Source organism: Lysinibacillus sp. NPDC093712 (assembly GCF_050280025.1).
Lineage (GTDB): Bacteria > Bacillota > Bacilli > Bacillales_A > Planococcaceae > Lysinibacillus.
Map to the genome: position 1 here is coordinate 70,003 of NZ_JBNNUU010000008.1, position 19,222 is coordinate 89,224.

The window sequence follows — 19,222 nt, forward strand, 5'->3', positions numbered from 1 at the left end:
CAGTAAATGCCTTTTTTGTAGCAAGAAAAAAAAGGAACAATAAGAAGAAACTTAATCAAAGAAAAAGTAATGGGTATCATAATGTCTTTAACTTCATACTATGTTATAAATCAAGCCCTGAATGGAGGGAAGGCTATCAACATTTTAGATAAAGTGAAAAGCTATCGCGAAGAAGAAAATCGACTGAAGTGGGAAGGTACATTTGCAGATTATCTAAGCATTCTGAAGGAAAGACCTGAAGTTGCTCAAACAGCCCATTCTCGCGTCTACAATATGATTAAAAGCGCTGGAGTAGAGGAACGCGATGGGCAAAAAATGTATCAATTTTTCGGGCAAGAAATTTTTGGGCTTGAGTCAGCAATTGAAAGACTGGTGGAGGAATATTTCCATCCAGCAGCGAGAAGGTTAGATGTTAGAAAACGAATTTTGTTATTGATGGGGCCAGTAAGTGGAGGAAAATCAACGATCGTGACCTTGTTAAAGCGTGGACTTGAACAGTTCTCGCGTATGGAAGAGGGAGCAGTTTATGCAATTAAAGGATGTCCAATGCATGAGGATCCCCTGCATTTAATTCCACATCATTTACGTAATGACTTTTTTGAAGAGTATGGAATACGAATTGAGGGCAGCTTATCGCCTTTAAATACGATGCGCCTTGAAAAAGAATACGATGGACGAATTGAGAATGTCATCATTGAACGTATAACTTTTTCTGAAGACAAACGTGTGGGGATAGGAACCTTCACACCTTCTGATCCAAAATCTCAAGATATAGCGGATTTGACGGGTAGCATTGATTTCTCGACAATTGGCGTATTTGGCTCAGAGTCAGACCCTCGTGCTTATCGCTTTGATGGAGAGTTAAACAAGGCAAACCGAGGGATGATGGAATTCCAAGAAATGCTGAAATTAGATGAAAAGTTTTTATGGAATTTGTTGTCACTGACACAGGAAGGGAATTTTAAGGCAGGAAGATTTGCCTTAATTAGTGCGGATGAGTTAATCGTAGCCCATACTAATGAAACTGAATACCGTTCCTTCATTTCTAATAAAAAGAACGAAGCATTACATTCGCGAATTATTGTAATGCCAATTCCTTATAATTTAAAGGTGAGCCAAGAAGAACTGATTTATGAAAAAATGATTAATGAAAGTGATATGTCCCATGTGCATATTGCGCCACATGCATTGAAGGCCGCAGCAATCTTTTCGGTCTTAACAAGGCTGGAAGTTCCGAAAAAACAAGGTGTGGATCTTATAAAGAAAATGCGCTTGTACGACGGAGAAAATGTGGAGGGATTTAATTCCGTTGACTTAGAGGAGCTTAAAAAAGAGTTTCCTAACGAAGGCATGAACGGTATTGATCCACGGTATATTATAAATCGTATTTCTTCAGCTATTATTCGAAAAGAAATTCCATCGATTAATGCATTGGATGTTTTGCGAGCGCTGAAGGATGGTCTTGATCAGCATGCTTCTATATCGCAGGAAGATCGAGAAAAATATATGAACTATATAGCTGTGGCTAGAAGAGAGTATGATGATATTGCCAAAAATGAAGTGCAAAAAGCGTTTGTTTATTCGTACGAGGAATCTGCAAAAACGTTAATGAATAATTACCTCGATAATGTAGAGGCATTTTGTAATAAAAATAAAATTTTCGACCGTTTGACTGGTGAAGAAATGAATCCAGATGAAAAATTAATGCGCTCCATTGAAGAACAAATTGGTATTTCTGAAAATGCGAAAAAGGCATTCCGTGAGGAGATCTTAATTCGTATTTCGGCCTACGCTAGAAATGGAAAGCGGTTTGACTACAATTCTCACGAAAGATTGCGAGAAGCGATTCAAAAGAAATTATTTGCTGATTTAAAAGATGTCGTGAAAATTACGACTTCTTCCAAAATGCCTGATGAGTCACAGTTGAAGAAGATTAATGAAGTTGTAGCAAGACTTGTCGATGAACATGGCTATAATACAACGTCAGCTAATGAGTTATTACAATATGTAGGAAGCTTACTGAATCGTTAATTTTCATTTTGGTGGCAGCCACAATTATGCAAAAAGCGTAATTGATAGACGTAATAGGAGTGTCCCAATTTTAGGGCACTCCTTTTATTTCTCTAAAAAAGTTCAATAAAGCGGATCACTAGCATAGTATAGAAAAAGCGAATTTGATAGATGGGTGAGGATAAAAATGACTGAAAACGAAAATAAGGGTTTTGTCATCTCTCAGGAAAATTGGTCCCTCCATCGTAAAGGGCACCAAGACCAGCAACGTCATATGGAAAAGGTAAAAGATGCAATTAAAAATAATTTACCCGATTTAGTTAGTGAGGAAAGTATTGTCATGTCAAATGGTCGTGAGGTAATTAAAATACCTATACGCTCCCTCGATGAATATAAAATTCGATACAATTATGATAATTCTAAGCATGTAGGTCAAGGACAAGGTGATAGTAGCGTAGGGGATGTTGTCGCGCGTGACGGTAGCAAGAGCAATCAACAGGGCAATGGGAAAGAAGCCGGTGACAAGCCTGGTCAAGATTATTATGAAGCAGAAGTAAGTATGGAAGAAATTCAAAGTGTGTTATTTAAAGAGCTGGAACTTCCTAATTTACAGCAAAAAGAAAAAGCAGATATTAAAACCGAAAAAATTGAATTTAATGATATAAGGAAAAAAGGGCTTATGGGTAATGTGGATAAGAAGCGCACAATATTGAATGCGCTGAAACGCAATGCCATGGAAGGAAAAGCGCAAATTACACCAATCCATAATGATGATTTACGCTTTAAAACATGGGATGAAGTGGAGAAGCCTGAATCAAAGGCTGTAGTCCTTGCAATGATGGATACAAGTGGTTCTATGGGTGCTTTTGAAAAATATTGTGCTAGAAGTTTCTTCTTTTGGATGACGAGATTTTTACGTTCGAAATATGAAACAGTTGAAATTGAATTTATAGCACATCATACAGAGGCGAAAGTAGTGACAGAGGAAGAGTTTTTCACAAAAGGGGAAAGTGGCGGAACGATCTGTTCGTCTGCGTATATTAAAGCGTTAGAGTTGATTCGTGAGAAGTATAATCCTAGTCGTTATAACATTTATCCTGTGCATTTTTCAGATGGTGAAAACATTTCAATGGATAATGAAAAATGTTTAAAGCTAGTTAATGAATTAATGGACGTCTCAAGCATGTTTGGATATGGCGAAGTCAATCAACATAATCGTTTTTCGACATTAATGTATACGTATAAAAAAATTGATGATCCAAAGTTTAGGTATCATATTTTAAAGAAAAAAGGCGATGTCTATGATGCCTTAAAGAGCTTTTTCCAAAAACATGAGTTGCAAAATGAAAATTAAAATTAGGAAGGTGCGAAGCATTCATTTTTCCAGAGGAGGAGGTTGAAAAATGGAGAAGGAGCTTCACCGTGCGATTGATGAAATAACAGAAATTGCAACAGGGTTTGGTTTAGATTTTTTCCCAATGCGTTATGAAATATGTCCTGCAGATATTATTTATACATTTGGCGCATATGGTATGCCTACGCGTTTTTCCCACTGGAGCTTTGGAAAGCAATTTCATAAGATGAAGCTGCAATATGATTTAGGGCTAAGTCAAATTTATGAGCTTGTTATTAACTCAAATCCGTGCTATGCATTTTTACTTGATACGAATTCACTCACACAAAACAAGCTAATTATTGCGCATGTATTAGCACATTGTGACTTTTTTAAAAACAATGTACGATTTTCTAATACAAGACGAGATATGGTAGAGAGTATGACAGCAACTGCAGAACGGATTGCGGGCTATGAAAGGGAATATGGTAAGGAAGAGGTAGAACAGTTTTTAGATGCGATATTAGCTATTCAAGAACATATCGATCCTTCTTTATTAAGACCAAAGCTGTCATCAGAAGATGAAGAGCAGGATGAAGAAGACATTATTACTGCTAGATCGCCGTATGATGACCTTTGGAATTTAGATAATAAGGAAAAAGAGCAAAGGTCAGTACGTAGAAAAATGAAACAGTTTCCAATCAAACCAGAAAAGGATTTATTACTTTTTATTGAGGAGCATAGTCGTGAACTAGAAGGATGGCAGCGTGATATTTTAACAATGATGCGTGAGGAAATGCTATATTTTTGGCCACAATTAGAAACGAAAATAATGAATGAAGGTTGGGCTTCCTTTTGGCATCAGCGCATCATGCGTGAACTCAATTTAACAACAGCGGAGACGATTGAATATGCCAAATTAAACGCTGGTGTTGTGCAGCCATCAAAAACATCAATCAATCCTTATTATTTGGGCTTGAAAATATTTGAGGATATTGAAAAACGCTATAATAATCCAAGTGAAGAGATGCTAAGATTAGGGGTACTACCAAATAGCGGACGTGAAAAGATGTTTGAGGTGCGTGAAATTGAATCGGATATTTCCTTTATTCGCAACTATTTAACAAAGGATTTAGCAAAGCAAGAGGATCTATATTTATTCCAGAAAAAGGGTAATGAATATCGCATTACAGACAAAGATCATGAAATGGTTCGTGATCAGCTTGTATCGATGCGCGTGAATGGAGGGTTCCCATATATCTTTGTGAAAAACGGTGATTATTTACGAAATGGAGAGCTATATTTAGTGCATGGTTATGAGGGAATGGAGCTAGATCCACATTATTTAGAAAATGTATTGCCGTATATTTATCAATTATGGGGGCGTCCTGTGCATTTAGAGACATTTGTTGAGGGAAAACCGATGCTTTATTCGTATGATGGTACAAAAAATTATAAGCGCTCTGTCTAAAGTAAAACTTCTATCAGGTAGGCTGAAAAACCCTACAGATAGAAGTTTTACTTTTTTATTGAGATGACTTTATTCATTGTTTTCAATGTTAGAAGGATGCTCTTCAATTGCTGAATCTTGTAATTCTTCTTCAACGTCTTGTGATTGATTAGAAGTCGAATGTATATCACTATCAATGACTAAACTATCACGGACTTTTATACCTTGTTGTCCACCAGCTTCATCATTATTATCTCCGGCAATTCCACTTCTGCCATTACCGTCAGCGAATTTAGAATTAAGATTTCTTGTTTGGCTATGATTGAGCGCATTTTGTCCGCCTTGGTTGGCATTTGTACCAACATCTTTATTGATTTGACCGCCACCTTCAGCTCTTTGCTCAAAATGGTTCTCTGTGTTGCCAATATTAAAAGTGATATTTATAGTAATATTATTTTTCGCTTCTTTATCTCTTTCAGGCTCCTCAGAGTGATTATTTCTAGAGGCATTATTATAACCTGTCATAGTTTTCACCCCTTTCTTTAAGTATTATTATTAAAGTATTAATTTTTTAGGGGTCCACTTGTACGTGTAGCCTTATACATTTCGGAAATATTGAAGATATTATATAAAGCATTAGTTATTAGTAATGAATTTCTGCGCGACGTAACGAAAATTTGTTAAAATGAATAAGATTATATGAATATCTATGGAACTGGAACGGTGACTAAACGTTGAAAACATTTAAAAAGGTTTATATAGAAATAACAAGCGTATGTAATTTAGCTTGTAGTTTCTGCCCGCCAACTGAGCGTGCAAAAGGGCTTATCAAGGTAGAACAGTTTAATAAAATACTTGATGAAATACGACCTCATACTAAATACATTTACTTGCATGTTAAAGGTGAACCACTTTTGCATCCGCGTATTAATCAGCTATTAGATGCGGCACATGACAAGGGCTTTAAGGTGAATATTACTACGAACGGCACACTTATTAAAAAGAATCGTGAAAAGATATTGGGCAAGCCGGCACTACGCCAAATTAATTTTTCATTACACAGCTTTGATGGCCATGAGGGCTCTGAAAATCGTGAGAAATATTTAGGGGATATTTTAGATTTTGTCCGCGAAGCAAAAGAATTTAACACAATAATTTCGTATCGCCTGTGGAATTTACAGCAGGATCATTTTTCAGATCTTGCTGCTAGAAGAAACCGTGAGACATTAGAAATTTTAGAAAATGAATATAATCTCGATTTTCGCATTGAGGAAAAAGTTCAGCCAGGCAAGGGCGTAAAAATTGCGAACAATGTTTATTTAAATCAAGATCATGAATTTAGATGGCCAAGCTTGCTTGCACCAGAGGATGAAGGCAAAGGCTTTTGTCATGCGTTACGCAGCCAAGCAGCCATTCTTGTAGATGGTACAGTTGTGCCATGTTGTCTTGATGGAGAAGGTGTTATCAATTTGGGGAATGTACATGAGCAGTCCTTTAGTGAAATTGTAGAAGGCGAGCGTGCCAATAATTTAGTTGATGGTTTTTCAAGACGAGAAGCGGTCGAAGAGTTATGTAGAAAATGTGGCTACCGACAAAAATTCGGTATGGATGGCGAATAGGGTAAAAGAGAAAAGTGTTACTTTGACTGCACTAATCTTGTTGTGACCGTCGATATCCGTGGCGGACGGTCGCTTTCTGCGGGTGGATTTTTCCTTTGTTAGTTTAGAATGCAAAGCATAGAAATAGTATGAGTGACTGGCACACCGTATAGCCCCATGGCATAAGAGTAGTAGTTCCTAAAACGGAAAAATCCACTGCGCTTTCCGCGGGTACACACGTAAGCCGCAACCCTCGCTAACGCGCGGCTTGTTGCGTCTTACGCTGTGTGCGTTCCCGCAGGAGTCTACGTGGATTTTTCCTTTGTTAGTTTAGAATGCAAAGCATAGAAATTGTATGGGTGACTGGCACGCCACATAGCCCCATGGCATAAGAATAGCTCCTAAAACGGAAAAATCCACTTCGCTTCAATCAACTTTATATGCATTTTAGAAAGTTGCAGGGCAATCTTCACATTGCTCTTTTCAATTGCATTAAAAATCTTCACTTTATAAATGAAATGGCTAGCAGATACTAGACTATGGATTGTAGTGGAGGGTTGCTCGACTCCTGCGGGATAAGCGTGAGACTTAAGACCCCACACGTAGCGCAGCGAAGGAGGAGGCTTAAGCCACGACCGCGGAAAGCGAGCAACCCGTAACGGAAATCAATTAACACTTTGAAAGGGACAAGGCGCGTCTACAGTCTAACAGCTCCAATGTTATTCAACATTGGAGCTGTTTTTCTTTGATTGAGCATCGATTGTATTTAGAAAATCTCTTGTGATGCGTACTACATATTTTACTTCGTCTAAATTGCGCTCTCTTAATAATGAGCGATGAATGTCGAGCATAAGATTTTTCTCTTCAATATCAGTAACACCCGATAATCGTTGGAAATTAAAAAGTTCCTCTGGTGCAATATCTAACGCTTTCATAAGCAACTCTAAAGTACTTAACGTAATATTGGATTGCCCGTGCTCAATATTGGAAATGCGACCTTTACTAAAACCTAACTTCCCCGTTCTCTCTGCTACTTCTTCTTGACTAAGCCCTTTGGAAACTCTAATGATACGGAGTTGTTCACCTACTAGCTTTAAAAAGTCTGACATATCACTCACCTCTATGTAAAAAGCTAGTGAAAAACAATGAAAATGCATATACCATTAAAGTTATATAATGTAGATAATGTTACATTAAAATGGTACAATAATCACTATAATAATGATATGGAAGAAAATTCATAGTATTTGGACCGTCTACACAAGCATTTTTTGATTAGTTGTATGAAATTTTAAAAGCTCTTTAAGAATGGAGGATCTAAACTTGTTGGAGCGTTATAGACTAGATGAAATAACTCTTATTGTTGCTAGTTTAACAACACCTAATATTTCAGATTATTCAAAGGTTGGTCAACCTCTTATTACAGCAAAAAATTTAAAATGGCTAGCACATGATGGTGATATTCGTAAATTATCTAAATGGAATGATACAGTTAATATGTGTTTTAAGTGTGTAAAGGTGCCGGCAAAAACAATTATTCTCGCGAAAAATGACTTAGGTCGTGCTAAAAAATATATATTTCAATGTGAACAAGAAGCATATATTGCTAATGATGTAGTTGCGATTATCCCAAATGAATCTATTATTTTAAGTGATTATTTGTATTTTTTTCTCCATTGGTATCAGCCCAATAAAGACTGGAGACAATTGCATCATATAAAGTTAGATTTACCTGCATTAGAGATACAAACAAATATTGTAAAGCTGTTAAAAACAAGTCAGCTATTATTGAAACAGAAAAAATCATTGCTAGCTGTTGTGGAGGAGTTACCACTCCATATTCGAAACATTTCAAAGCAAACTGAACAACATGCTAGCCATTTAAATGACGGATTTGAACAACTTCAAACGTTATATCATTTGGCACTTCATAAAATCTTTACTGGAGAGCTATATCAGTTCCGCAACAATAATTTTGAAACGAAGTCTTGAGTTGGCGTTAAATAAAAAAAGTCGGTGTGACAAAGAAAGACTAACACCGACTTTTTAACATAAAGCGATATGAAGTTAAATTTCAATTATTATAGGCAAAATCATCGGTTTGCGTTTTGTTTGTGAAAAAAGATATTGGCCAACCGTTTTTTTTATTTCTCGTCTTAAAACAAATAATTGTTGCTTGCTGCTTTCCCCTTGGAGTTCGCTAATGGTCGCTTTTACGAGTTCATTTACTTTCTGTAGCAAATCCTCAGATTCTTTTGCATAAACAAATCCTCTAGATGTAGTATCTGGTTCTAAAATAATAGACCCATCACTCTTACTAAGCGTTAACACGATAACGAGCATGCCGTCCTCAGATAATTGTTTACGATCACGTAAAACAATTCCTTCAACTTCACCAATGCCAATACCATCAACATAAGTATCACCAGATGGGATTTTTCGTGTTTGTCGAGCTTTCGACTTTTCGATATCAACAACATCCCCATTTTTCATAATAAAGGTATGTCCTCTTTTGACACCGACAGATTCTGCTAACAAGCGATGTTGATGTAGCATACGAAATTCTCCATGTATCGGAATAAAAAACTTTGGCTTCATTAGCGTCAGCATTAGCTTTAAATCTTCTTGATAACCATGTCCAGAAACATGCATGCCTGTGTTACTCGCCGAACCATAAATGACCTTAGCGCCGAGCTGAAATAAATTATCGACAATTCGCGAAACACCCTTTTCATTACCTGGTATTGGAGAGGCAGCTAAAATAACAGTATCGTCAGGTAAAATTTTTACTTCACGATGATTGCCACTAGCTAAACGTGAAAGTGCGGCTAATGGCTCTCCCTGACTCCCTGTACATAATACAACAACTTCTTCTGGAGGGAGATATTTCACTTCACGGGGATCAAGTAGCAAATCATCAGGCATCGCTAAATATCCGCGCTCTAAGGCGACATCTACAACGTTCACCATACTGCGACCTAACAATGCAAGTTTACGATTTGTTGCAATAGTGGCGTCTACAATTTGTTGAATTCGATTTACATTGGAAGCAAAGGTAGAAATGATTATTTTTCGTTCGGCATAAAGAAAAGCTTTTTCAATATGATGACCTACAAGTTTTTCCGAAGGTGTCAAACCTGGTCGTTCAGCATTTGTACTTTCAGATATTAATAATAATACACCTTCAGATCCAATAGCTGCCATCTTGTGAATATCAGCATACTGATTATTAACTGGAGTTAAATCAAACTTGAAGTCTCCGGTGTGCACTACATTGCCTTCAGGTGTTAGAAACACGATACCTAAGCAGTCAGGAATACTATGATTTGTTCGGAAGAAACGAACATCAACTTGTCCGAAATGTAACGAGGAGTCTGAGCGAATCTCTATTAAATCAGTCTCTCTTAGCAGCTTGTGCTCCTTTAGTTTTAACTCAATTAACCCTAATGTAAATCTTGTAGCGTAAATGGGAACGTTAATTTTCTTTAAAAGGTACGGAATGCCACCTATATGATCTTCATGCCCGTGCGTGACAATTAATCCTTTAATTTTTTCTTTGTTCTCCTGTAAGTAGGTGATATCAGGGATAATCAAATCAATTCCAAGTAGACTTTCATCTGGAAACTTTGCTCCACAATCGACAATGAGTAAATCATTTTCATATTGTATTACATACATATTTTTACCGATTTCGTTAATACCACCTAGAGCAAAAATGGATAATGCATTATTTGTAACGGTCAATTTTTTTACCTCCATTTAAACGTATTCCGATACTTTTTATTATTGCTCACGTTTTCAATCTTATACTTTTGCGGAAGAATGACAAAAACAGCTATTGGATATGATAAGTGCATTAATGGAGGAGTTGTTTGACAATGAAAGAATTTAAAATAACCTATTTCTTTGATGAGATTCATTATGTTAGACGATTTATTCATATTGAATCACAAGAAAAAGCACAACAATTGGTTAAAAGTGAACGGGACCAATATATAGCTTTTACAGATAGCAGAGGAATATATCATGAATTACACACAAGAAATGTACGCGTTATTCAAGTTTCCGAATATCATCGGGTTGATAAAACGAAGAATAAATAATCTTAGTACGTGTACACACATTAACGAGAAAGGCGTGTACAACATGAAGAAAGAAAATGCGCCACCAAGATAAGCCCGACATGTTTAATTAGGATACCATTAGTATTTTTGATTTACACATATGTAAACGGTGGATATTACCACAATTGAGGAACTTAGTAAAAGAGGGAAAAGAGAAAATGATGAGGTGATTGAAATGCAACCTGAAAAATATAGAAAGGAAGAATGCGCTTAGTCATTAATCGGAAGAAATAAGTGGAAAATCCGACACAATATCTGTAAAGTTTAACATCTAAAATAATGTCAATTCTATAGTGTGGGGTTTCAGTTCAATTATAATGCTGAATACTATTTTCAAACTGGGCTTAAACAGTCCAGTTTGTTTTTGCTTGTTAAAGGACTTCATCCTACTTCCCCATTGAAAGGACAATCAATGTGTTTTTTCATCCTTTTTAAGCCATCGTTAAAAATTAAACCCACTCATTTGTATTCTATTATGTTTTAGTTTTATCAAAAAATGAATAAATAAAAGAAAAATATGATTTTAAATATAGGTAAAAATTTAAGTAATCATCCTTAAAAAGTGTAAAATGTTAATTTTAATATATTAATTTTTTGATATTTATACATAAAAAGGTAATTATCTTTTATAAAATTTCTCAAAAATAAGATAAAGGGAGAAAAAAGAAGACTCTATCGTACCTATTAAATATTTTATAGTTTAGTTAAATTGCAGAATTGCATAAATTTAATAAGGAAGGAAGAGGGTCAAAAAATGAAGAAGAAAAAAAGAAATAAATTTAAAAAAGCAGCATTTTTTGCTGCTGCTGCATTTGTAACACCAGCAATAGTAGCGTCAATAGACGCTGAAGCACAATCGTGGGCATATGTTTTGAAAGCGGACTATAACATTTCAATGAAAATAGATGGTGAAAATGTGACTGGTCAATGGGGTGGCAGAACACTTCGCTTAGTTAGTACGAAAGACGATGATGTATATTATACAAGAACATTACCAAGAAATTTTTTAATTAAAGATGTAGGAACATATAACATTTATGATTTGACAGATTATGATTTAACAGACTCGGTTCAAGCTGCAAATATTCATAAAACGCTCAAGCCAGCAGGGAGAATTACGCTACACAGCAATGGTCGTCTTGCTACTGTCGCTACGTTAAACTATAATTCGGTCACATTTTATGGAGATAGCGAGAAGAGCGAAATATTAGCGACATCGCTTGTTTTGTCAGGAGACAAAGTTAAAGAGCCATCTATACCAACAAGTGAGGGCAAGACATTTATCGAATGGGTAGATAAAGATGGAAAAAGATTTGATTTTAGCACACAGCCAATTACTAGCAAAACTGAAGTCTTTGCTAAATGGTGTAAACCAATATCATCTATAGTTCCAACAACACCAGAAGTGGGTGAAACAGTAACAGTCCCAACAACATCAGAAGCGGGTGAAACAGTAACAATTCCAACAACACCAGAAGTGGGTGAAACAGTAACAATCCCACCAAATCCAGAAGTGGGAGAAACAGTAACAGTTCCAACAAATCCAGAAGCGGGTGAAACAGTAACGATTCCAACAACACCAGAAGTGGGAGAAACAGTAACAAACCCACCAAATCCAGAGGTGGGAGAAACAGTAACAATCCCACCAAACCCAGAAGTGGGAGAAGTAACAGTCCCAACAACACCAGAAGTGGGAGAAACAGTAACAGTCCCAACAACACCAGAAGTGGGAGAAACAGTAACAGTCCCAACAAACCCAGAGCTGGGAGAAACAGTAACAACTCCAACAAATCCAGAAGCGGGTGAAACAGTAACGATTCCAACAACACCAGAAGTGGGAGAAACAGTAACAGTTCCAACAAACCCAGAGGTGGGTGAAACAGTAACAATCCCAACAAACCCAGAAGTGGGAGAAACAGTAACAGTCCCAACAACACCAGAAGTGGGAGAGACAGTAACAGTCCCAACAACACCAGAAGTGGGAGAAACAGTAACAGTCCCAACAAACCCAGAGGTGGGAGAAACAGTAACAGTCCCAACAACACCAGAAGTGGGAGAAACAGTAACAGTCCCAACAAACCCAGAGGTGGGAGAAACAGTAACAACCCCAACAAATCCAGAAGTGAATGAAACAACGTCAGTGACACCGCCTAAAAATGCTAAACGTGTGGTATATGTTTTAAAAGCAGGCTATAACATTGCAATGAGAATAGATGGTGAAAAAGTAACTGATCAATGGGATGGCAGAACACTTCGCTTAGTTAGTACGAAAGACGATAAAATATATTATACAAGAACATTACCAAGAAAATTTTTAGTTTATGATGTGGGAACATATTATATTTACGATTTGACAGATTATGATTTAACAGACTCGGTTCAAGCAGCAAATATTCATAAAACGCTTAAGCCAGCGGGGAGCATTACGCTACACAGCAATGGTCGTCTTGCTACTGTCGCTACAGTAAACTATAATTCGGTCACATTTTATGGAAATAGCGAGAAGAGCGAAATATTAGCGACTTCGCTTGTTCTATCAGGAGACAATGTAAAAGAGCCATCTATACCAACAAGTGAGGGCAAGACATTTATCGAATGGGTAGATAAAGATGGGAAAAAATTCAATTTTAGTACACAACCAATTACTAGTAAAACAGAAATCTTCGCTAAATGGGAAGAACCAACAGAACCAACAGAACCGACAGAGCCAACAGAGCCAACGGAACCAACAGAACCAACAGAACCAACAGAGCCAACAGAACCAACAGAACCAACAGAACCAACAGAGCCAACGGAACCAACAGAGCCAACTGAACCAACAGAACCAACAGAGCCAACAGAACCAACAGAACCAACAGAGCCAACAGAGCCAACAGAACAAGCTCCAGATGCAGAGCAGAACGAGCTATTGGATAAATGGATTCAACTTTTAGCCCAACAAAACGAATTATTAGCACAACAGAATGAGCTACAAGCCCAACAAAACGAGTTGCTAGCGCAACAGAATAAGTTACTAGCTCAACAAAACGAGTTACTAGCGCAACAGAAAGAGTTACAAGCCCAACAGAATGAGTTACTAACTCATCTAAACGACTAATTTAATTCGTAACTAAATGCCCTTGTTCATGGCATGTCGATACAAACTATATAATCTGACAGTGGGAAGAACAATATTTTTAAAAATCAGTAAGCCATTAAGGAATAAGCTAATTTTTATACATGAGACAAGATATTTTGAAAGGAATAGACAAAGGTGGTAACTCAATTGATTTCATATAATCGATTACGAATCAAACGGTTATCTTCTCTAGATGGAGCGAACCAGTTGCCGACAAAACAACAAAATCAGCAGCAACCAAATCAACAGAATTTGTTGCTGTCCCAACAAAACTACTTGTTATTACAGCAAAATCATCTATTGGCACAACTGTTGACTCAATATAATCAATTGTTGACAAAACTACGGAATCCCGCACCGATTCATCCAAATCAGTTGCTAGGTCAGCGGCAGGTGTATCTACCGTTGCAACTAAAACAGGTGTCGATACACAAGAACCGGTTGCTCGCACAACAACGGTATCAGTCGCTAACTGAGCGGACATATTTGCCGCCCCGACAGTATCAATTATTGATTTAACGCTAAAAACTGTTGCGATTCTATGTTGCTATATATCTCATTGTCTAGACATGCCTATTTTAAACTAGCTTTACTACACATTAGTAAAGAACATGAGGATTATTCTATATTAGTAAATCTCTTTATACAGGGATTTTAGAATGCAAGGTATCAAAATCTTAAAGTTTTGATACCTTGTATCTCATATGAGACTAAAACCTACGTTAGTGTCTGTGAAGCACCTTAAACAGCACGACAACAAAGAAAATCATACATAATGGATTTCATAAACTAAACAGCTACGATGATAGTTGAATAAGTTCCGAAACGCTTGATCTAAAGACAAAGTCGATAATGGCTTTGTTTTTATGTTTTTTTAGAATGTATTTTAGTGTATTTAGTTTAAATTTTAGTATATTGATGAAATAAAAAGGAGCTGATTTTTTATGGAAAGATTTTTAGATCGCCCAGAAAAAATACTGATTTACCTTTATTGTAAAAGTGGAAAAGCAAAGATTGATGAGTTGGCAGAACATTTACAAGTTGGACGATCAACTATAGAAAAAGAACTCCATTTTTTAATGGAGACATTAAGTAACACAAGTTTTTTTATAAAATCTGGGGAAGTCCATTTGGATATTGTTTCTCCTTCACTAATAGATGATGCACTGAAAATGCTATATAAAAATAATATATTTTTAAAAATAATAACTTTACTTTTTGAAAAAAATATAAATTCTGTAAATGAAATAACCAATATTTTAAATATGAGCAAATCCACAGCGTATCGTAAATTTAAAGTTATAAAAGAATGGCTGCAAGAATATAAACTAAAATTAGTTACTGCTCCAGTACTAACAATTCAAGGTGATGAAAAAAATATTAGAAATTTGATGCAACAATTTTATGATTTTTATTTATCTCGTTCTTTATCAGAAATAAGATTTTTTAACAAGGAACTCTTTGTAAAGAAAATAGACGAAATTTGCATTTTAAATAGTTTCAATTTGACACCACAAGGTCTACGGAAATTATCAATTTCTATGGAAATTTTGCATATTAGGAGTCGACTTTCAAAGTATATACAATATGAAAATTTCCCTACTGAAGAAAATTCTCTTTATATAAACATAACAAAAAAGCTCCAATCATTTTTTCCTAATTATATGGATAAAAACACAAAACAATGTGAGGTTATTTATTATGCAACGAATTTATATAACTATTTAATACGCGAGAGAAAGCTCACAATAGGTGAAATTTATTCTTTAAAAGAAACTAATTTGCGTTATAGTATGATTTTTGATTTTTTAGAGTATATATCCGAAAATTTTTACTTTGATTTCTCTTCTGATATAAGACTCGTTGAAGGGTTAAGTAGATATACTGAACTCTACTATATTGATTTACGCTTAGGAACTAATAATAGGTTAAATGAGTTAAGCGGTTACATAAATATTTGTAAAGATCATCCTTTTTACTTTCTAGTAAAAGAAGCAGCTTTAAAGTTATTTAAGCAATATAATTTTCTCCCTGAAATTAAAGAAATAGATATATTTGCGCTGTACTACTTTCTTTCAATAAGTCAACTTAGAATAAAAAAGATACAAACTGTATCAATAGCTATTATAACGGAATCGGAAATTGAACAAGAAAGTATATTAGAATACTTAACGTTTAAATATGGTACAAATATACAAACATACTCATTGAACCTATACGCTTTTAAAAAAAATATATTTTATCAAGAGTATGATTTGTTAATAAATATGGAAAATAACAATAGTCTTTTCAAAGGCGTTGAAAGCCTGACCATCTCCCCTTTATTAAGTAACGCCGATAAGAGTAAACTTGATTATAAAATAAACGAACTATTAAATAAAAAAATGACTAAATATACTGATCTAATCGTTTTTTAGCGTAATCTCGTTATGCCATATGCACTGTAAATATCCTAGTGAATTTTAGATTCTCCCAACATAGTCTTATGCGATGTCAAAGAGCAATTATCCCTTATTTTTTGTTTAATAAAATTGCCTTTCAATCTGTACTAAATCATTTTTTAATATAACGATAAATTTCGTCTTGAAAACAGAACACATGGCTAAAAAACAAGGAAGTTCACGTTATTCAAGTTTCTAAATATTATCAGGTTGATAAAACAATGAAGAAGCGCACATAATCTATACACGTTTACACACATTAACGATAAAGGAGTGTGACAATATGAATAAAGAAAATGTGCCACCTGAGAAAAGAATGTTTATGAACTTATCAAGTAAAGATAAGCCCGATATGGTTGATTCGGATACAATCAGTATTTTTGACTTGCATGAAGATATGCAAACAGTCGATATCATTCCAATTGAAGAGCTCAATAAAAGGGTGAAACGAGAAGGCGATGAATTGATTGAAATGCAGCCAGATGAATTATAGAAGGGAATGAATTAGCTTGCCTAATATGAATGAAGAACAGCTTACGGCTTCGGGTACGAATATTAATGATGTAAAACGGAAAAATGCAGAAGCGGGGCTTTCCTATAACGAAGTAAAAGAGCTACTAGCTAAAACTGGTGGGCATGGTACTGCAAAATATAGTGATACAGATAGTGAAGAAGTGAAGGCGCAAAATAATCAATCAATGCGTAATATGTAATAGTGTAGGGAGTGCGAAATGTAGCCTGTATTTCGTACTCCTTTTGTTGTACATTACAATCATCGTAGAAAGGAGTGTAATTACATGCAATATGAAGAAAAATGTTGTCCTTTATGTGGGAAAGAAAATCAATGTGGTGTAGCAGATGGCCAGGATGCATGCTGGTGTATGAACGAAAAATTTCCTGAAGGTATAATAGGGGCAGTCTCTAACGAACCTAAAAAGTGCATTTGCCAAAATTGTTTACATACATATAAAAACATCTAGCTTTCTCTGTTTCATTATCTTGGTATTCGTTGGTACAAATGTCTATCGCACAACAACCTACCTGGCATACATTACTCTGAAAGGAGTGTGTCTAATGTCGAAACCAATTCCACTTAGTAATGTAACTCAGGCATATTTAGAGGAAAACAAAAGAATAATCAATAAGATGATGCAAGGTATGACCTATGTAACAATCACGTGTAGCATATCTGAAAATTTCATCAAACAGATTATTCCCCATCAAATAGCGGCAATTAGAATGTCAGAAAATGTGTTGCAATATACAACGAATATACCTGTTCAAAATTTTGCATTAGAAGTTATACAAACTCATACTGAAATCGTCGAAAGTCTAGAAGCAATACAAAATAGATGCTGTATCGTACAAAATACAGAATATGAATTATATGAATATATGTGTACATTTAAAGAAATTGCTGAAACGATGTTCCAAGCATTATGCTCACCACCAACCTCTAATAGTATCAATATAAATTATCTTCAAGATATGATTATTCATCATCAAGCAGGTGTACGATTAGTACAAAACGTTCAAAGATTCTGTATATGCCAAGAGTTAATTCCAATTCTTCAATGTATGATTCAAACATTATGTTGTCAACTTGAAGAAATGCAAAAATTACTTGATGCGCTACAAGATTGTGATTGTTAACAATAAAACGCTAAAATTGTTCGCAATTTTAGCGTTTTATTTTGTTAATAATAGAATTAAAGGAAATGTATCAAAATATTAATGCGTTTGAATTTCGCTCTGAGTGGAATCGTTCCGCGGGCTTCGCTTCTATCTCCTCGTCACATCGTTCTTACGGGGTTTCAGCTCAAGCTCATCCCGCTGGAGTTGCCACTTTCCGCCACAATCAAAGGCTTTTTTAAAAAGTAATGGAGAGACAGCTGTAGAAAAATTGATAAGTAGGTGAACGCTACTTGTAGCATGTATGGTTGCAAGGAAGGATTGTACTATGAGACCGTTGATGTCCGCTAAGGAGGTTGCTTTGCGCGGGCACATCATAAGCCGCAACGCACGCTAACGCGCGGACTGTTGCGTCTTACTATGCTTGCGTTCCCGTAGGAGTCACCGCCTCCGCTACCATCAACTAGTATCCCTACTAATATAATATTTCGCTCTAACCCACAAAAAATATAATAGTAAAGATATGGCTGTCTCACTTTGCTACGTAGTTTCTCAAAATTTGAAAGGTTATGAGAGATGAAAGGGCTTATATTGGTTTCTAACAATCGGTAATTTAAATGCCAACTGCATCCTTAGCTTCGCAGGATGATGCGCACATAAAAGTGACAGTTCGCTTGTCGCTATCGTAGAGGCACCACTCACGGTGATCCACTACAGAGCCAACATTGATGCGATATTGTTTTGCTTGCAACTCAATTGGTTGCCCAAAATGAATACGAATTGGCAGCTTTTTATTTTGGCGATAGATTCCTGATTCATGGCTATGTCCGAAAAAAAGAAGCTGCTTTTCAATTGAAGGAAACTTAGGCTGCCAGGAAACACTCCACTGGAATTGATGTCCATGAATTAGCATTGCACCTTCAATGTCCATCGTTTCAGGCAATGTAATAAAGCGCTCAATTCCTGTAACATGTGTAATCCGTTCTTCTTGGTTACCTCGAATAGACGGAAATGTCAGTAGTTTTTCGAAATCATTATCTATAATAGCTGCTTTTTGCAAAGGCAAGCCGGATATCGTTTTTGCTTTTTTCTTACTTACTGTACATTCATATAAATCGCCTAATCCTATTATTGCAGCATCTTTTGCTGTTTGTTGTATATGAGCTAATACTGCCTTTGTATCATCAATATTAGAATGTAAATCTCCTAAAAGTGCATACAGCATAGTAATCATGCCTTTCATTTTCAAAATAATTTTACAAGTATCATACACCTAACAGAATTTGATAGAAAAGTAATATGTATCAGAATATTTTGTGACACAACTTACATATTTTGAATGTGAGGAAAAATTGCTAACAAATAAGTTGCTTGATAAAATAGTTTGTGTAATCTAAATTTTCTGAATAATGTTAGTAGAATTCTATTTTTAAAAGCTTTTAATTACTTTAACAGAAATTTCCATTTCTGAACGTGGAAAATGAATGTCAACTATGTTTTGAATGCAGTAGGGCAA

17 protein-coding genes are annotated in these 19,222 nt (G+C 35.6%); 12 read left to right on the forward strand and 5 right to left on the reverse strand.

Features of this window, described 5'->3' with window-relative positions:
* Positions 1 to 135: 135 nt before the first annotated feature.
* The 3 genes from ACQKNX_RS21315 (at position 136) to ACQKNX_RS21325 (ending at position 4,814) form a co-directional block, all read left to right on the forward strand.
* Complete coding sequence (locus ACQKNX_RS21315; protein ID WP_427430638.1) at positions 136 to 2,031, forward strand: PrkA family serine protein kinase; 1,896 nt, start codon at positions 136 to 138, stop codon at positions 2,029 to 2,031.
* 166 nt (positions 2,032 to 2,197) lie between these two features.
* On the forward strand, positions 2,198 to 3,364 hold the full coding sequence (gene yhbH / locus ACQKNX_RS21320) for a sporulation protein YhbH (RefSeq protein WP_340822275.1): 1,167 nt from the start codon (positions 2,198 to 2,200) through the stop codon (positions 3,362 to 3,364).
* A gap of 49 nt (positions 3,365 to 3,413) precedes the next feature.
* Positions 3,414 to 4,814, forward strand: a complete 1,401-nt coding sequence (locus tag ACQKNX_RS21325) for a SpoVR family protein (RefSeq protein WP_427430574.1) — start codon at positions 3,414 to 3,416, stop codon at positions 4,812 to 4,814.
* 69 nt (positions 4,815 to 4,883) lie between these two features.
* Here the strand turns inward: ACQKNX_RS21325 and ACQKNX_RS21330 are convergent, their stop codons facing one another.
* The gene (locus ACQKNX_RS21330; RefSeq protein ID WP_427430575.1) at positions 4,884 to 5,318 is read right to left on the reverse strand and encodes a hypothetical protein; all 435 of its coding nucleotides are present in this window, start codon (positions 5,316 to 5,318) and stop codon (positions 4,884 to 4,886) included.
* A gap of 209 nt (positions 5,319 to 5,527) precedes the next feature.
* Here ACQKNX_RS21330 and ACQKNX_RS21335 point away from each other — a divergent pair, with 209 nt between their 5' ends.
* Positions 5,528 to 6,412 carry a radical SAM/SPASM domain-containing protein gene (locus tag ACQKNX_RS21335; protein WP_427430576.1) on the forward strand — a complete coding sequence of 295 codons (885 nt, stop codon included), beginning with the start codon at positions 5,528 to 5,530 and terminating at the stop codon, positions 6,410 to 6,412.
* Positions 6,413 to 7,110: 698 nt separating this feature from the next.
* On the opposite strand, the gene ACQKNX_RS21340 is transcribed toward ACQKNX_RS21335, so the two are convergent.
* On the reverse strand, positions 7,111 to 7,500 hold the full coding sequence (locus tag ACQKNX_RS21340) for a helix-turn-helix domain-containing protein (RefSeq protein ID WP_340822280.1): 390 nt from the start codon (positions 7,498 to 7,500) through the stop codon (positions 7,111 to 7,113).
* Positions 7,501 to 7,714: 214 nt separating this feature from the next.
* On the opposite strand from ACQKNX_RS21340, the gene ACQKNX_RS21345 reads away from it, so the two are divergent.
* Positions 7,715 to 8,383, forward strand: coding sequence for a hypothetical protein (locus tag ACQKNX_RS21345; RefSeq protein ID WP_427430577.1), 669 nt, complete (start codon positions 7,715 to 7,717; stop codon positions 8,381 to 8,383).
* Positions 8,384 to 8,458: 75 nt separating this feature from the next.
* Here the strand turns inward: ACQKNX_RS21345 and ACQKNX_RS21350 are convergent, their stop codons facing one another.
* Positions 8,459 to 10,135, reverse strand: coding sequence for a ribonuclease J (locus tag ACQKNX_RS21350; protein WP_427430578.1), 1,677 nt, complete (start codon positions 10,133 to 10,135; stop codon positions 8,459 to 8,461).
* A 134-nt stretch (positions 10,136 to 10,269) separates the two neighbouring features.
* Here ACQKNX_RS21350 and ACQKNX_RS21355 point away from each other — a divergent pair, with 134 nt between their 5' ends.
* Entirely contained in the window at positions 10,270 to 10,494 is a 225-nt protein-coding gene (locus ACQKNX_RS21355) for a hypothetical protein (RefSeq protein WP_427430579.1), read from the forward strand.
* Positions 10,495 to 11,269: 775 nt separating this feature from the next.
* Positions 11,270 to 13,612, forward strand: coding sequence for an InlB B-repeat-containing protein (locus tag ACQKNX_RS21360; RefSeq protein ID WP_427430580.1), 2,343 nt, complete (start codon positions 11,270 to 11,272; stop codon positions 13,610 to 13,612).
* 193 nt (positions 13,613 to 13,805) lie between these two features.
* On the opposite strand, the gene ACQKNX_RS21365 is transcribed toward ACQKNX_RS21360, so the two are convergent.
* Entirely contained in the window at positions 13,806 to 14,117 is a 312-nt protein-coding gene (locus ACQKNX_RS21365) for a hypothetical protein (protein ID WP_427430581.1), read from the reverse strand.
* Between the two features lie 460 nt (positions 14,118 to 14,577).
* Between ACQKNX_RS21365 and ACQKNX_RS21370 the strand changes: the two genes are divergently transcribed.
* From ACQKNX_RS21370 to ACQKNX_RS21390, 5 genes are all read left to right on the forward strand, one after another.
* Positions 14,578 to 16,050, forward strand: coding sequence for a helix-turn-helix domain-containing protein (locus tag ACQKNX_RS21370; RefSeq protein ID WP_427430582.1), 1,473 nt, complete (start codon positions 14,578 to 14,580; stop codon positions 16,048 to 16,050).
* A gap of 307 nt (positions 16,051 to 16,357) precedes the next feature.
* Positions 16,358 to 16,567, forward strand: a complete 210-nt coding sequence (locus tag ACQKNX_RS21375; RefSeq protein ID WP_340822287.1) for a hypothetical protein — start codon at positions 16,358 to 16,360, stop codon at positions 16,565 to 16,567.
* A 25-nt stretch (positions 16,568 to 16,592) separates the two neighbouring features.
* Entirely contained in the window at positions 16,593 to 16,787 is a 195-nt protein-coding gene (locus tag ACQKNX_RS21380; protein WP_340826420.1) for a gamma-type small acid-soluble spore protein, read from the forward strand.
* A gap of 84 nt (positions 16,788 to 16,871) precedes the next feature.
* Entirely contained in the window at positions 16,872 to 17,054 is a 183-nt protein-coding gene (locus tag ACQKNX_RS21385; RefSeq protein ID WP_427430583.1) for a cysteine-rich CWC family protein, read from the forward strand.
* Between the two features lie 94 nt (positions 17,055 to 17,148).
* Positions 17,149 to 17,727 carry a DUF305 domain-containing protein gene (locus ACQKNX_RS21390; RefSeq protein ID WP_427430584.1) on the forward strand — a complete coding sequence of 193 codons (579 nt, stop codon included), beginning with the start codon at positions 17,149 to 17,151 and terminating at the stop codon, positions 17,725 to 17,727.
* Positions 17,728 to 18,319: 592 nt separating this feature from the next.
* Here ACQKNX_RS21390 and ACQKNX_RS21395 read toward each other — a convergent pair.
* A complete protein-coding gene (locus ACQKNX_RS21395; RefSeq protein WP_427430639.1) occupies positions 18,320 to 18,931 on the reverse strand; it encodes a metallophosphoesterase family protein in 612 nt (203 codons plus the stop codon).
* Positions 18,932 to 19,222: the final 291 nt, after the last annotated feature.